17 protein-coding genes and 1 tRNA gene are annotated in these 12,795 nt (G+C 65.3%); 8 read left to right on the top strand and 10 right to left on the bottom strand.

Annotated elements, in window-relative coordinates:
• Window positions 1-14: 14 nt before the first annotated feature.
• The 4 genes from AAIO73_RS12025 to AAIO73_RS12010 all read right to left on the bottom strand — a co-directional run bounded on the left by AAIO73_RS12025 (window position 15) and on the right by AAIO73_RS12010 (window position 2,525).
• On the bottom strand, window positions 15-380 hold the full coding sequence (locus AAIO73_RS12025) for a PilZ domain-containing protein (protein ID WP_345878357.1): 366 nt from the start codon (window positions 378-380) through the stop codon (window positions 15-17).
• Window positions 381-438: 58 nt separating this feature from the next.
• Window positions 439-523: transfer RNA gene (locus AAIO73_RS12020), tRNA-Leu, on the bottom strand.
• Between the two features lie 43 nt (window positions 524-566).
• A complete protein-coding gene (locus tag AAIO73_RS12015; protein ID WP_526023798.1) occupies window positions 567-887 on the bottom strand; it encodes a DUF805 domain-containing protein in 321 nt (106 codons plus the stop codon).
• Between the two features lie 132 nt (window positions 888-1,019).
• Complete coding sequence (locus AAIO73_RS12010; protein ID WP_345878356.1) at window positions 1,020-2,525, bottom strand: YifB family Mg chelatase-like AAA ATPase; 1,506 nt, start codon at window positions 2,523-2,525, stop codon at window positions 1,020-1,022.
• A 114-nt stretch (window positions 2,526-2,639) separates the two neighbouring features.
• Here AAIO73_RS12010 and AAIO73_RS12005 point away from each other — a divergent pair, with 114 nt between their 5' ends.
• The 6 genes from AAIO73_RS12005 to yihA all read left to right on the top strand — a co-directional run bounded on the left by AAIO73_RS12005 (window position 2,640) and on the right by yihA (window position 6,088).
• A complete protein-coding gene (locus AAIO73_RS12005) occupies window positions 2,640-2,921 on the top strand; it encodes a hypothetical protein (protein ID WP_345878355.1) in 282 nt (93 codons plus the stop codon).
• 73 nt (window positions 2,922-2,994) lie between these two features.
• Window positions 2,995-3,129 (top strand): 50S ribosomal protein L34, encoded by a 135-nt coding sequence (gene rpmH, locus AAIO73_RS12000; protein ID WP_055760664.1) that lies wholly within the window; start codon window positions 2,995-2,997, stop codon window positions 3,127-3,129.
• A gap of 5 nt (window positions 3,130-3,134) precedes the next feature.
• On the top strand, window positions 3,135-3,467 hold the full coding sequence (rnpA, locus tag AAIO73_RS11995; RefSeq protein ID WP_345878354.1) for a ribonuclease P protein component: 333 nt from the start codon (window positions 3,135-3,137) through the stop codon (window positions 3,465-3,467).
• 29 nt (window positions 3,468-3,496) lie between these two features.
• The gene (gene yidD, locus AAIO73_RS11990) at window positions 3,497-3,709 is read left to right on the top strand and encodes a membrane protein insertion efficiency factor YidD (protein WP_056403487.1); all 213 of its coding nucleotides are present in this window, start codon (window positions 3,497-3,499) and stop codon (window positions 3,707-3,709) included.
• Between the two features lie 16 nt (window positions 3,710-3,725).
• The gene (gene yidC / locus AAIO73_RS11985) at window positions 3,726-5,423 is read left to right on the top strand and encodes a membrane protein insertase YidC (RefSeq protein ID WP_345878353.1); all 1,698 of its coding nucleotides are present in this window, start codon (window positions 3,726-3,728) and stop codon (window positions 5,421-5,423) included.
• The gene (yihA, locus tag AAIO73_RS11980) at window positions 5,420-6,088 is read left to right on the top strand and encodes a ribosome biogenesis GTP-binding protein YihA/YsxC (protein WP_345878352.1); all 669 of its coding nucleotides are present in this window, start codon (window positions 5,420-5,422) and stop codon (window positions 6,086-6,088) included. The genes yidC and yihA overlap by 4 nt, the downstream gene beginning before the upstream one ends.
• 102 nt (window positions 6,089-6,190) lie before the next feature.
• On the opposite strand, the gene AAIO73_RS11975 is transcribed toward yihA, so the two are convergent.
• The gene (locus tag AAIO73_RS11975) at window positions 6,191-6,808 is read right to left on the bottom strand and encodes an exopolysaccharide biosynthesis protein (RefSeq protein ID WP_345878351.1); all 618 of its coding nucleotides are present in this window, start codon (window positions 6,806-6,808) and stop codon (window positions 6,191-6,193) included.
• 76 nt (window positions 6,809-6,884) lie between these two features.
• Here AAIO73_RS11975 and AAIO73_RS11970 point away from each other — a divergent pair, with 76 nt between their 5' ends.
• Window positions 6,885-7,553, top strand: coding sequence for a glutathione S-transferase family protein (locus AAIO73_RS11970; RefSeq protein ID WP_345878349.1), 669 nt, complete (start codon window positions 6,885-6,887; stop codon window positions 7,551-7,553).
• 21 nt (window positions 7,554-7,574) lie between these two features.
• Here AAIO73_RS11970 and AAIO73_RS11965 read toward each other — a convergent pair whose 3' ends face one another.
• Window positions 7,575-8,333 (bottom strand): alpha/beta fold hydrolase, encoded by a 759-nt coding sequence (locus AAIO73_RS11965; protein ID WP_345878347.1) that lies wholly within the window; start codon window positions 8,331-8,333, stop codon window positions 7,575-7,577.
• A complete protein-coding gene (locus AAIO73_RS11960; RefSeq protein WP_345878345.1) occupies window positions 8,320-8,757 on the bottom strand; it encodes a GFA family protein in 438 nt (145 codons plus the stop codon). Before AAIO73_RS11960 ends, AAIO73_RS11965 begins: the two co-directional genes overlap by 14 nt.
• Window positions 8,758-9,013: 256 nt before the next feature.
• Between AAIO73_RS11960 and AAIO73_RS11955 the strand changes: the two genes are divergently transcribed.
• Window positions 9,014-9,553 carry a YitT family protein gene (locus tag AAIO73_RS11955; protein ID WP_242116802.1) on the top strand — a complete coding sequence of 180 codons (540 nt, stop codon included), beginning with the start codon at window positions 9,014-9,016 and terminating at the stop codon, window positions 9,551-9,553.
• 3 nt (window positions 9,554-9,556) lie between these two features.
• Here the strand turns inward: AAIO73_RS11955 and AAIO73_RS11950 are convergent, their stop codons facing one another.
• The 3 genes from AAIO73_RS11950 to AAIO73_RS11940 all read right to left on the bottom strand — a co-directional run bounded on the left by AAIO73_RS11950 (window position 9,557) and on the right by AAIO73_RS11940 (window position 12,781).
• On the bottom strand, window positions 9,557-10,255 hold the full coding sequence (locus AAIO73_RS11950; RefSeq protein WP_345878343.1) for a methyl-accepting chemotaxis protein: 699 nt from the start codon (window positions 10,253-10,255) through the stop codon (window positions 9,557-9,559).
• Window positions 10,256-10,337: 82 nt separating this feature from the next.
• Window positions 10,338-11,363: an aspartate-semialdehyde dehydrogenase gene (locus AAIO73_RS11945; RefSeq protein WP_345878341.1), complete on the bottom strand. Its 1,026-nt coding sequence runs from the start codon at window positions 11,361-11,363 to the stop codon at window positions 10,338-10,340.
• 59 nt (window positions 11,364-11,422) lie between these two features.
• Window positions 11,423-12,781, bottom strand: coding sequence for a DUF418 domain-containing protein (locus tag AAIO73_RS11940; protein ID WP_345878340.1), 1,359 nt, complete (start codon window positions 12,779-12,781; stop codon window positions 11,423-11,425).
• Window positions 12,782-12,795: the final 14 nt, after the last annotated feature.

Below are 12,795 nucleotides of genomic sequence, written 5' to 3'. Positions count from 1 at the left end.
CTTTCGTACGACGGTCAGCCGCGTCGATAGGGATTATGGATGTTGTCGAGCCATCCCGCCATGGTGCGCGAGGCCGGCGATACCGTTCCGCGCGGACGGCGGGCGGCGACGATGTCGATCCTCACGCCCTCGAAATGCAGTCCAGCGCGACCGCCCTTGGCCCAACGCACGGTCGCTTCGATATGATGGACGGTCCCCAGGGTGATCAGCACGCGATCACCCGGCATCAGTTCAGCCGGATTGTCGATACAGGCACCCGTTTCCGACAGGTTGCGGACCCTGCATTCGAAGACCTGATCGCTGGTTTCGACCCGGGCGTTCAGGATCACACTATCTCGGCGCGATCGTTCGGCGGGCGTGGCGGCATCATCTTCGTTCATGACGACGATATCCTGGCAGATCGTCGGTCAACGCCGGGTTAACCAGCGTCCGCGAAATTGGTGCCCCTGGCCGGGCTCGAACCAGCACTCCTTTCGGAATCCGATTTTGAGTCGGACGCGTCTACCAATTTCACCACAGGGGCACGCAGGCGGTCCGTTAGCGCAAGGTGATGCCGCCTGCAACCGTCAGGAAAAGACCTGATCGATATCGGCCGAACCATAGGGATCCTTGGGATCAGGGCCAAAGCGGTTGGGTCCGGGTGTTCCGTCGCTGACGTACAGGACGAACAACCAGATCCAACCGATGATCGGCAAGAACACCAGCAACATCCACCATGCCGATCGATCGATGTCGTGCAGCCGCCGAAACGCGACGGTGAACCCTGGAATAAGCAGCGCAAGCGACGCGATCAGGTTCAGCGGCCCGCTACCATCCCATCCCAGTCCGATGATCGCGTCCACGATCGACGTGGCGATGCCGACGACGAACGAAAACAACGTGAACATCCAATATTCCATCCGGCGCGACCGACCGCGTACTTCGAAATATCGCCGCAGCGGCAGTAACATCCACTCCATCACCATCCCCCCGTTTGACGCTCTCAATGTGTCGCAACCCGGCTGTCACAACGCAATCGTTCAATTGGTCGGAGCGCGCCGCCGATAGCTGAGCGCCTCTGCGACATGCGCCCGCCCGATTCCGTCCGCCCCCGCAAGATCGGCGATCGTCCGGCTGACCCGCAGCACGCGGTGGAATCCACGCGCCGACAACCGCATCGATTCAGCCGCCTGCGCCAGTAGCGTCCGCGCCGGCACGTCGAGCACCGCCACGCGCTCCAGCACGCCTCCATCCGCCTCGGCGTTGGTGCGGACCCCATCGCCAGCATAGCGTTCGCGCTGCACCGCCCGCGCCGCCGCTACCCGCGCCGCGACGTTGGCCGATCCTTCGGCAGGCGGCGGCAGAACCAGATCGGCGGCGCTCACCGCCGCCATCTCGATCGCCAGGTCGATACGGTCGAGCAGCGGTCCCGACACCTTCGCCTGATAGTCCGCAGCGCAGCGCGGCGCGCGGGCGCAAGCAAGCGCCGGATCACCGAGATGCCCGCAGCGGCACGGATTCATCGCCGCGATCAACTGCACCCGCGCCGGAAAGGTCACATGGGCATTGGCCCGCGCTACACTGACCTGTCCTGTCTCCGGCGGCTGACGCAGCGAATCGAGCACCGCCCGCTGAAACTCGGGTAGTTCGTCGAGGAACAGCACGCCCAAATGCGCCATGCTGATCTCGCCCGGCTTCACCCGCAGCCCGCCGCCGGTCAGCGCCGCCATCGATGCCGAATGATGCGGCGATCGGAACGGCCGCACCCGCGTCATCCGCCCGCCCGTCAGCGTCCCCGCGACCGACGCGACCATCGATACTTCCAGCGCTTCCGCTGCATCCAGCGGCGGCAATATGCCCGGCAGGCACGACGCGAGCAGCGATTTCCCTGCTCCCGGCGGTCCGACCATCAACAGATTGTGGCCGCCCGCCGCCGCGATCTCCAGCGCGCGCTTGGCGGTCTCCTGCCCCTTCACCTGGGCGAGATCGTTGCCGTTCCACCCGTCCTCGGCACCACCAGGCTTGGCATTGCCGAGCAGTTGCTCGCCCTTCAAATGGTTCAGCAACGACAGCAGGTCGGGCGCCGCGACGACCGGAGTGCCCGCCCATGCCGCCTCCGCCCCCTGTTCCGCCGGGCAGATCAGCGACCGCCCCTCCCCGCTCGCCAGCATCGCCGCCAGCAGCACACCGGGCGATCCCGCGATCCGTCCGTCGAGGCTCAACTCGCCGACGACGACAAAGTCCGCCAGCACCTCGGCGTCGACCACGCCCATCGCCGCCAACAGGCCGAGTGCAATCGGCAGATCGTAATGCGATCCTTCCTTGGGCAGATCGGCCGGCGACAGGTTCACGGTGATCCGCTTTGGCGGCAGCGACAGGCCGATCGCGGCGATCGCGGCGCGGACCCGTTCGCGGCTTTCGCCCACTGCCTTGTCGGCCAGCCCCACCACGACGAATGCCGGGACGCCCGGTGCCAGTTGCACCTGCACCTCCACCCGCCGCGCCTCCAGTCCGAGATACGCCGCCGTCGATACGATCGCGACCATGACTGCCCCTGTTCCCCTTGGGCCGCCGTGTCCCGCATCGGATCGACGCGGTCAAGCGACCGGGCATCGCAGCCGTCTTGAACCGGCAACACACGGGTGGCATGGCGACATATCATGCAGATCCTCTTCCTGGCGCTCGGTGCTTTGCTGATCCTCGCGACGCCGGTGGTCGCGGTGCTGCCGGGACCGGTCGGGATCTTCACCTTCGCCGCAGGGTTGGCGCTCATTCTGCGCAACTCGCGCTGGGCGCGACGCCGCTATGCCCGGACCATGCGCCGCTTCCCCCGAACGCGTGCCCTATCGGACCGGGCACTGCGCCGGCCGAGCGCCAGACGGCGACGCGAACGGGCCGGGGGCGTCACCTCCTCCGTTGACTTGGAAGCGGTGCATCGCTAAGGGGCTGACCACGCGGCCGCCGTCACTGGCGGCTTTTTACGTTCTAGCAGTTTGAATACCCGGGGAATGAGTGATGAAGCGGACTTTTCAGCCGAGCAACCTGGTACGGGCCCGTCGTCACGGCTTCCGCTCGCGCATGGCGACGCCGGGCGGCCGCAACGTGATCCGCGCCCGTCGTGCGCGCGGCCGCAAGAAGCTGTCGGCCTAAAGAAAATGCTTCGCCGCCGGGATTATCTGGCGGCGAATGCGGGACGCCGGGCGCCCATGCCCGGCTTCGTCCTGCTGGTGCGATCGCGCCGTGCGGACGAACTGGCCGAATCGCCCGATGCGATGCGAATCGGCATTACCGTATCGAAGAAGGTCGGCAACGCCGTCGTCCGCAACCGGATGAAACGGCGCTTTCGTGCGCTTGCCGCCGAAATGTTGCCCGATCTGGGCATCGTCGGTGCCGATCACGTGCTGATCGGGCGGGCGAGCGGAATCGAACGCCCCTTCGACGATCTCAAGGCCGATCTGACCAAGGCATTGCGCAAGGTCCGGCGGTGACCGGCGACGGCGAATCGCCCCGGCCGGGTATCGCTGCGCGGCTGCTGATGCTGGTCGCGCGTGCGTGGCAATTGGGGCCGTCGCTGATCCTGCCGCCCTCCTGCCGCTATCAACCTTCCTGTTCGGCCTATGCAATCACCGCCATTGCCCGCTATGGCGCGGCAAAGGGGGGCTGGCTGGCCGCGAAACGTATCGCGCGCTGCCATCCCTGGGGCGGGCACGGCCACGACCCGGTGCCTTAGAGCCTGAGGATTTCGCGTGAAGAACGACCAGAAGAATTTCCTGCTGTTCGCGGTACTGGCTGCGCTGGTGCTGTTCGGCTGGCCGTATATCGCCAACCACTTCTTCCCGGCTGCCAATCCGCCGGTGACGAAGCTGGAGGACGGCAAGAGCAAGCCCGTCGCCAACCCGGCGACCGATCCCGCCGCCGACACCGCGAACGCGATTCGCGACCGGGCGGTGGTGCTGCGCGAAACCCCCCGCATCGCGATCGAGACGCCCAGCGTGCAGGGGTCGATCAACCTGCGCGGCGGACGGATCGACGATCTGGTGCTGGTGAAGCACAAGGAAACGATCGCCGCCAACTCGCCGCCGGTGCGCCTGCTCTCCCCGTCCGGCACCGCCGACGCCTATTTCGCGCAGTTCGGCTGGAGCGGCACCGGCGTGTCGGCACCGCCCGCCGACGCGCTGTGGACCGCGAGCGGCACGAAGCTGACCCCGCAGACCCCGGTCACGCTGTCGACCACCGTCGGCACGCAGCGCTACCAGATGCAGATTTCGGTCGATGACGGCTATATGTTCACCGTCCGCCAGAGCATCGCCAATGCTGGTCCGCAGCCGATCCAGGTCGCGACCTATGGCCTGCTCAGCCGCCGCGGCGCGCCGGTCGACAAGGATACGATGACGATCCAGGTCGGCCCCGTCTACGAAGCCGGCAACGGCGTGAAGTTCGACGTCGATTACAAGGACATCGACGAGAAGCCCGAAGCGTTCGATACCAAGGGCGGCTGGCTCGGCTTCACCGACCATTACTGGATGACCGCGCTCATCCCCGATCAGGGCATCCAGCACACGCTGACACTGAAGGGCGGCGACCAGCGGCATCAGGCGGACTATCGTTCGCCCACGCTGACCGCACTCGCGCCGGGTCAGGCACTGACGCAAAGCGTGCGCTTCTTCGCGGGTGCCAAGGAGAACAAGCTGCTCAACGCCTATGAGGCGCAGGGCGTGCCGTACTTCTCGCGCGCGATCGACTGGGGCTGGTTCCGCATCGTCGAGGAACCGATCTTCGTCTATCTCGATTGGCTGTTCCGGCTGGTTGGCAATTTCGGCGTCGCGATCATCCTGCTGACGGTCACGATCCGGGGCCTCATGTTCCCGATCGCCCAGCGCCAGTTCGCGTCGATGGCGGCGATGCGCGCCATACAGCCGAAGCTGAAGGTGCTGCAGGAACGGTACAAGGACGACAAGCCGCAACTCCAGCAGAAGATGATGCAGCTGTACAAGGAGGAGAAGGTCAATCCGGTCGCCGGCTGTCTGCCGACGCTGATCCAGATTCCGATCTTCTACGCGCTGTACAAGGTGCTGTTGCTGACCATCGAGATGCGGCACCAGCCGTTCGTCGGCTGGATCAAGGATCTGTCGGCGCCCGATCCGGCGACGATCCTGAACCTGTTCGGCTATCTCGATTTCACCCCGCCGCACTTCCTCGCGATCGGCATCGTGCCGGTGCTGCTCGGCATTTCGATGTACTTCCAGTTCAAGCTGAACCCGGCGCCGATGGACGACATGCAGAAGCAGGTCTTCGGGCTGATGCCATGGGTGCTGATGTTCATCATGGCGCCGTTCGCGGTGGGTCTGCAGGTCTACTGGATCACGTCGAACCTGCTGACGATCGCCCAGCAGCAGCTGCTATATTCGCGGCATCCGGCACTCAAACAGGCTGCCGCGAAGTGAACGACCTGCCACCCCCGCCGCCGGGCGACGACCGCTTCGATCCCGAACAGATCGAAGCGGCGCGCAAGATCTTCGCGGGACCGATCCAGTTCCTGAAGTCCGCGCCGTCGCTCGAGCATCTCCCCGCGCCGGACGTGCCGGAGATCGCCTTTGCCGGGCGGTCGAACGTCGGCAAGTCTTCGCTGCTCAACGCGCTGACCGGCCGCACCTCGCTAGCGCGGACGTCGGTCACGCCGGGGCGGACGCAGGAGCTGAACTTCTTCGACATCGGCACGCCGCTGAAACTGCGGCTGGTCGACATGCCCGGCTATGGTTTCGCCAAGGCGCCCAAGGACATGGTCCGCAAATGGCGCTATCTGGTGAACGATTATCTACGCGGGCGCCAGGTGTTGAAGCGGACTTTGGTGCTGATCGACTCGCGCCATGGCATCAAGGATGTCGATCGTGACATGTTCGAGATGCTCGACAAGGCGGCGACCAGCTACCGCATCGTCCTGACCAAGACCGACAAGATCAAGGCGACCGAGCTCGACGACGTCTATGCCGCGGTCGGTGAGGAAGTCCGCAAGCGCCCCGCCGCGCATCCCGACGTCATCTCGACGTCGAGCGAGAAGGGCATGGGGATCGCAGAGCTGCGCGCGGCGGTGATCGAGTCGATCGGCTGACGAACGAGGCCTTGTATCCCCGCGCAGGCGGGGATCCAGGGTAATAAAGCGCTACGTGCGTGGCTCTGGATCCCCGCCTTCGCGGGGATACCGCACGCCACGTCACCCCTGCCGCGAAGCGAACAACCCCGCCCCCAGCGCCACCGCGCCGACCGACAGCGCACAGGCGACCACCATCAACACCCCGTCGCGCACTAGCAGCGCGATGCCGAACGCCATAATCGCCGCCATCGGCGCGGTGCTGGCAAAGGGCAGTAGTTCGAGCGGCGGCACGGTCAGACACAGCAGGATCACCGCGACGCCGGCGACCTTGACCATCGGCCCCTTGGTCAGTGCCGGCAGACGGCCGTGGAACCACTTGTCCATCCGCCGGGCGATTGGCCGCGTCTTGTCGGCGACCTTGACCAGCTTCTTCCCCTTCAATCCGCGATTGGCGAGGAATCCCGGCAGCCACAGATGTTCGCGCCCGAACACCAACTGCACCGCCAGCAGGATCATTACCGCCGCCATCGCCGTCGGCAGCCCCGGAATGCCGCCGACCGGCGAGATGTCGATCATCGGAAAGATGATGAAGAATGGACCATAGGCACGCTGGCCGAGCGCCTCCAGCATGTCGCCCAGCTTCGCCTTGTCGTCGCCGGCCTGTTCGCCCAGTTCCTGCAGCCGGTCCAGCACCTCGCCCACGCTATGCGGATCACCGCTTTTGTCGTTATCCGCCATGCAATTGGCAACGGATCGTTTCGGCCGCGGTTCCAATGGCTCGACAGGCTGGAACCGACGTGGCACGACCGGCCCCATGCTGAAACTCATCATCGGGAACAAGGCCTATTCCTCCTGGTCGCTGCGCGGCTGGCTAGCGGCCAAGCTGTCAGGCCTGCCGTTCGAAGAGGTCGTCGTGCCGCTTTACGACGCCGACTGGGACAAGCGTCGCGAGGGTGACGAGTTCGCGCCGTCGTCGGGCAAGGTCCCGATCCTGTGGGACGGCGACGACATCGTCGTGTGGGACAGCTTGGCGATCGTTGAATATCTGAACGAAAAATCGGGTGGCGAGAAATTCTGGCCGGCCGATCCCGCCGCGCGTGCAATGGCACGGTCGATGGCGGCCGAAATGCATTCGGGCTTCGCGCCGCTGCGCCGCAAGCACAGCATGAACGTCCGGCAGGTCTATGACCCGATCCAGCCCGACGAGGACGTGCTGGCGGACCTATCGCGCATCTACGAGCTATGGGCGCAGGCGCGGGCGCGCTTCGGCCATGGCGGCGATTTCCTGTTCGGCGAATTCGGCGCGGCCGACATCATGTTCGCGCCGGTGGCGACGCGGATCGTCACCTATTCGCTGCCCTGCCCGCGCTTCGCCATGGGGTACATCATCACCCTCATCAACCATCCGTGGATGCAGGACTGGATCGCCGCCGCGCAGGAAGAGGAATGGGTACTGGAACAATATGAGCAGCCGGTGAAGTAACTCCCCCGGCACGGGGAGGAGTTACGCCAGGAACGCCGCGATCGCGTCGCCGAGTTCCTTCTTCACCACCGCGCTCATATGATTGCCCGGCGTCTCGACCAGCCGGGCATCGGGCAGCAGCTCGGCGAGCGCGCGGTGGCTGCCATTGTCGTCGTCCTCTTCGCCGGCGAGCACGAGCACCGGCTGGGCGATGCCGGCGAGTTCCGCGCGCGAGGTATCGACGAAGGTATCGAGGATACCCAGCAACGCCACCGGGTCGCCGCCAGTGGTCTTCAGAAACGCCTCGGCCATCCACTCGCTGGACCCGCGTTCGAAACTGCCGAGGTTGGTCAGGATCCGCCGGAAATGCGCCGCGCGCCGCCCGGTATCGAGCAGTCCTTCCAGCCCCATGCCGCTCAGCACAAGCCTGCCCGGCGTCGCCCCCATCGTCACCATCCGCACCGACGTCCGCGCGCCGAGCGAATAACCGCCAAGGTCATAGTCGGTCAGCCCGAGATGGTCGATCAGCGCCATGCCGTCCTTCGCCAGCGCATCGGCCGGATAGGCGGCGGCATCATGCGGCCGGGCGCTCAGCCCATGCGCGCGTAGGTCGGGCAGGATGACCCGCCGCCCCAGCGCTGCGACCTTCGCTGCATGGCCATATTTGACCCAATTGGTCTGCGCATCACTGAAATAACCGTGGATCAGCACCACCGGCCGCCCCTCGCCCAGTTCGGTCCAGGCGATCTCGACCCCGTCGAAACTGGCGAAGCGGTGGGTCGTGGGTTCAGGATGGGCCAAGTGCGTTCTTCCAGCGTTCTACGGTCGGAGTGTGTTCGTCCGCGCGATATTCGGGGAGGCCACGCGTGTCGAGCCATTGTGGATGCCAACTCTCGACCCCGAAATGATGGTGCGGCCGGAACCGCGCCGGTTCGTCGAAGCTGCCGATCGTCAGGTCGAGATTGTCTCCATCTGGAAATTCGAAGCTGAGCGGCGTCCCGCAGTCGCGACAGAAACCACGTCTGGCGATCGGCGAAGATGCATACAGGTCGGGACGCCGGTCCCACGCCACGTCGCGCTTGGCGACGCTCTTGAACGCGATCGAAACGCCACCGGTCGCGCGCTGGCACATGCGGCAATGGCACAGATACGCCTCATTATCGCGAATCGTGACCGTATAGCGGACCCGCCCGCCCTGACACCCGCCCGACACCACTTCGGCCATGCGACGTCCTTTCGTTGCCAGTCCACAAACCGGGCGGCCCGGCACCGGTTCCCGCCACGATCCACAGCGCGTTGGACCCATCGGAATTAGCCGCTTCACCTGTCTCCCGAAGCAGGATAGTAACTCACGCAACAAAAGAGCAACGGGGAGGATGCCGGCCTGACCGGAGACCAACGCCATCGCCCCCGCCCTGCCTAATAGCGCCGTTCCGCACAGCCGGTCCGAAGACGTCTATGCCATCATCGTCGGATGCGTGATGATCGCGCTCGGGCTGGCGCTGCTGCGGGCGGCGGGGCTGGTGACCGGCGGCATCGCTGGGGTCGCGCTGCTGGTATCCTATCTCGTGCCGCTACCGACCGGCGTGTTGTTCACGCTCATCAACATCCCCTTCTTCCTTTTCGCGAAACGGGCGATGGGCACGCGGTTCATGCTGCGCACCATCGCCGTGAATGCCGGCATCGCACTGTTCTCGACCATGGCGCGCTACGGCTTCCGCATCGTCGAGGTGCATCCCGCTTTTGCCGCGATCGCCGGGGGTACCGTCATCGGCATGGGCATCCTCGCGCTCGCCCGTCACGATGCCGGTGTCGGCGGCACCGGCGTCGTGACGCTGTGGCTGCAACGCACCCGCGGCTGGAACGCCGGGCGCACACAGATCGCGATCGACCTCGGCATCCTTGCGGCATCGTTCGCGGTGGTGGCACCGGTGCAGGTGGCATGGTCGGCACTCAGCGCCGCGGCGATCAGCGGCATCCTGATCGCTTGGCACCGGCCGGGGCGTTATACCGGCTATTGACGGTTAAGCGCTCAGCACGGCCCCGCCATGATCGCGCAGCATCGTCGCTGCACGCTCGGTCGCGGCACGGATGTCGTCGGCGAGCGATTTGACCTCGCGCGCGACGACGGCGAAGCCGGTGCCGGCCTCCCCCGCCCGCGCTGCCTCGATCGCGGCGTTCAGCGCGACCAGCCGCGTCTGCGCGGTGATGTCGCCGATCGACGCGACGATGCCGGCCAGCTGCGTCATCGCCGATTGCAGCGCTTCCTTCTGCCCCTCCAGCGCGGTGCGGAAGCGGTTGCCCTCTTCCAGACGCGCCTGCACCTCTTGCTCCAGTGCAATCTGCCGGGTCATGTCGGTCGCAATCTTTACGATCTTCGACGGGCGCCCCTGCTCGTCTAGCACCGGGTTATAGGTCGCCTGCAACCACACGTCGCGCCCGTGCCGGTCGACCCGGCGATACAACCCGCCCTCGAACGCTCCCCCGGCCAGCTTCCGCCAAAGGGCAGCATAGGCTGGAGAGATACCGTCGGCGGGCAGGCAGAAGATGCGATGGTGCCGACCGACGATTTCGGCCAGCCCATATCCCATCGTGGCGAGGAACGTGTCGTTCGCCCAACGGATCGTGCCATCGAGCGCAAACTCGATAACCGCCTGCGAACGGCAGATCGCTTCCCATGCACCTTGATGCACGGCATCGTCGCGGACGGGGCCCGTATCCATGCGCAAACCGTAGTGTGGACTGGTTAACGACCCTTTAGGAAATGACCGCCGTTTGTGACGAACTATGTCCGCCTGCGGACCGTCAATCCTTTTTCAGGTGCCGACGACCCAGCAATTCCGCAATCTGCACCGCATTCAGCGCCGCACCCTTGCGCAGATTGTCCGACACGCACCACAAGGCCAGCCCGTTCTCGACGGTCGAATCCTCGCGCACGCGGCTGACATAGGTGGCGAAGTCGCCGACGCATTCGATCGGCGTCGCGTATCCGCCGTCCTCGCGCTTGTCGACCAGCATGATGCCCGGCGCCTCACGCAGGATCTTCTGCGCGTCCTCGGCCGACAGTTCGTTTTCCAACTCGATATTAATGGCTTCGGAATGACCCACGAACACCGGCACGCGGACGCAGGTCGCCACGACCTTGATCTTGGGATCGAGGATCTTCTTGGTCTCGACCACCATCTTCCACTCTTCCTTGGTCGACCCATCGTCGAGGAAGCTGTCGATATGCGGGATGACGTTGAACGCGATCTGCTTGGTGAACTTCTTCGGGTCCGCCGAGTCACCGACGAAGATGTTGCGGCTCTGTTCGAACAGCTCGTCCATGCCCGCCTTGCCCGCGCCCGACACCGATTGGTAGGTGGCGACGACGACCCGCGTAATCTTCGCGGCATCGTGCAGCGGCTTCAGCGCAACGACCAACTGCGCGGTCGAACAGTTCGGGTTGGCGATGATGTTGCGCGCCTTGTACCCGTCGATCGCCTCCGGGTTCACTTCGGGCACGATCAACGGCACGTCGGGGTCCATCCGGTACAGCGACGAATTGTCGATCACCGTACAGCCCGCGGCGGCGAACTTCGGCGCATAGACCTTGGTCGCCTCGCTGCCGATCGCGAACAGCGCCATGTCCCATCCGGCCGGATCGAAATGCTCGATATTCTGAATCTTGTACTGCTTGCCGGTCTCGCCGAAATCGGCCATCTCGCCCGCCGAGCGCGACGATGCCAGCACCGCCAGATCGTCGATCGGAAATTCGCGCTCGGCTAGGATGTTCAGCATTTCGCGACCGACATTGCCGGTCGCCCCGGCGACGACTACCCGATAACCCACTCGACTTCTCCGCGATCAAATCTTGCGCGCGGCATACCGGTTTTGCACCTTTTGTAAAGTCACGCTGCCGCCAGCGTGGGTCCGGGCAGCACCTCCACCGGCCCGCGCGGGTGGCGGAACGGCTGGCGCTGCCAATAGGACAGGCTGCGCCACGCCCATTCGAGTGGCCCGATCGCGAACCAGCGCGCCCAGATCAGCGCCGTCACGGTGCTGACGATGATCACGCCCGTGGCGATGGCGAATTGCGCGGCATGGCTGTAACGGCCCCACAGGTTGAAGCCATAGGGCGCGAACAGGATGTGCAACCCGATGATCTGTTCGAGGAAATAGACCGAGAATGCCATGCGCCCGACCGTCTTGAACGGTGCCAGCACCCGCGCACCCGTGGCGGATTTCATCGCCAGATTGACCAGCGCGACATGGCCGATGCTGACCGCGATCCGCGCCGCTTCCTCCGTGATCCAGATCGTCTTGGCCGTCGGCAGGAAGGGCAGCACCTCCATCACCCCGACGGCACGGGCGGTGATGCCGAACCCATAGGCGGCAAGGGTCAGCCCCAGATAGAAGCGCGCCGTGCGGCCGCCCTGAATGACCCGCCATTTCCATAGCGCGATGCCGATCAGCATCATGCAGAACGCCTCGACGACGGCGATGGCGATGAACCCCTTGCCGACCATGAACTTCGTCCAGCCATTCCAGCCGAAACTGGCATAGGGCAGCCAGCCGCCGGCATGCGCCTTGCGCTCGTTGACCAGATCCTTCGCCATCTTCTTGTTCGGCTGGCGCTTGGCGAGCTTCTGGTTCCACTCGGCCAGCGCCTTGGCGTCGTCTTTGGCGACCGGACGACCGGCCGCCTGCGCCGCCTCGGCACGCTCGACCTTCGCCTCCATCGCCAGCCGGGGGATATATTCCATGGTGCCGCCGACCGCGGTGAACAGCGCGAACAGGCTGCCGATCGCGACCAGCGCCTTCGGCCCCAACAGGCGGAACGGGAACAGGAACAGCGACGCCAGCGCATAGATGGTCAAAATGTCGCCGACCCACAGCACGACGAACACGTTGACCAGTCCGAAGAACAACAACCACAAGGTCCGGCGGTAGAAGAGATCGGCGACCGCGACCGGCCCGTCGGGACGCATTGCCCGCGCGGTCAGCACCATGAAGCCGGCACCGAACAGCAATTCGAGCGTGCCGCGCTGCGTCCCTTCGAGGAAGATAAAGACGAAGCTCCACGCGAACTTGTCGATCGGCGTCCAGCCGACCCAGCGCGGATCGGCGAACAGCTTGGTGATCGGCGACGCCTGCGACACGATGTTCATGTAATAGATGGCGAGGATGGCCAGTCCGCGCAGGACGTCCAGCACCTCGATCCGCGCCCGCCCGGTGACCGGCGCGATCCCGCCGACTGCTTCCGCCATCGTCCGACTCCCCC

Source organism: Sphingomonas epibiotica, assembly GCF_039615155.1.
In the GTDB taxonomy this organism is placed as follows: domain Bacteria; phylum Pseudomonadota; class Alphaproteobacteria; order Sphingomonadales; family Sphingomonadaceae; genus Sphingomonas.
Note: the sequence above shows the minus strand (reverse complement) of the source record. Positions and strands in the feature narration are given on the sequence as shown.

What these genes read in the sequence shown, in the direction of transcription:
- AAIO73_RS12025 (WP_345878357.1), bottom strand. Translation starts at nt 380, where the DNA reads ATGAACGAAGATGATGCCGCCACGCCCGCCGAACGATCGCGCCGAGAT.
- AAIO73_RS12015 (WP_526023798.1), bottom strand. Translation starts at nt 887, where the DNA reads ATGTTCACGTTGTTTTCGTTCGTCGTCGGCATCGCCACGTCGATCGTG.
- AAIO73_RS12010 (WP_345878356.1), bottom strand. Translation starts at nt 2,525, where the DNA reads ATGGTCGCGATCGTATCGACGGCGGCGTATCTCGGACTGGAGGCGCGG.
- AAIO73_RS12005 (WP_345878355.1), top strand. Translation starts at nt 2,640, where the DNA reads ATGCAGATCCTCTTCCTGGCGCTCGGTGCTTTGCTGATCCTCGCGACG.
- rpmH (WP_055760664.1), top strand. Translation starts at nt 2,995, where the DNA reads ATGAAGCGGACTTTTCAGCCGAGCAACCTGGTACGGGCCCGTCGTCAC.
- rnpA (WP_345878354.1), top strand. Translation starts at nt 3,135, where the DNA reads ATGCTTCGCCGCCGGGATTATCTGGCGGCGAATGCGGGACGCCGGGCG.
- AAIO73_RS11975 (WP_345878351.1), bottom strand. Translation starts at nt 6,808, where the DNA reads ATGGCGGATAACGACAAAAGCGGTGATCCGCATAGCGTGGGCGAGGTG.
- AAIO73_RS11970 (WP_345878349.1), top strand. Translation starts at nt 6,885, where the DNA reads ATGCTGAAACTCATCATCGGGAACAAGGCCTATTCCTCCTGGTCGCTG.
- AAIO73_RS11960 (WP_345878345.1), bottom strand. Translation starts at nt 8,757, where the DNA reads ATGGCCGAAGTGGTGTCGGGCGGGTGTCAGGGCGGGCGGGTCCGCTAT.
- AAIO73_RS11955 (WP_242116802.1), top strand. Translation starts at nt 9,014, where the DNA reads ATGATCGCGCTCGGGCTGGCGCTGCTGCGGGCGGCGGGGCTGGTGACC.
- AAIO73_RS11950 (WP_345878343.1), bottom strand. Translation starts at nt 10,255, where the DNA reads ATGGATACGGGCCCCGTCCGCGACGATGCCGTGCATCAAGGTGCATGG.
- AAIO73_RS11940 (WP_345878340.1), bottom strand. Translation starts at nt 12,781, where the DNA reads ATGGCGGAAGCAGTCGGCGGGATCGCGCCGGTCACCGGGCGGGCGCGG.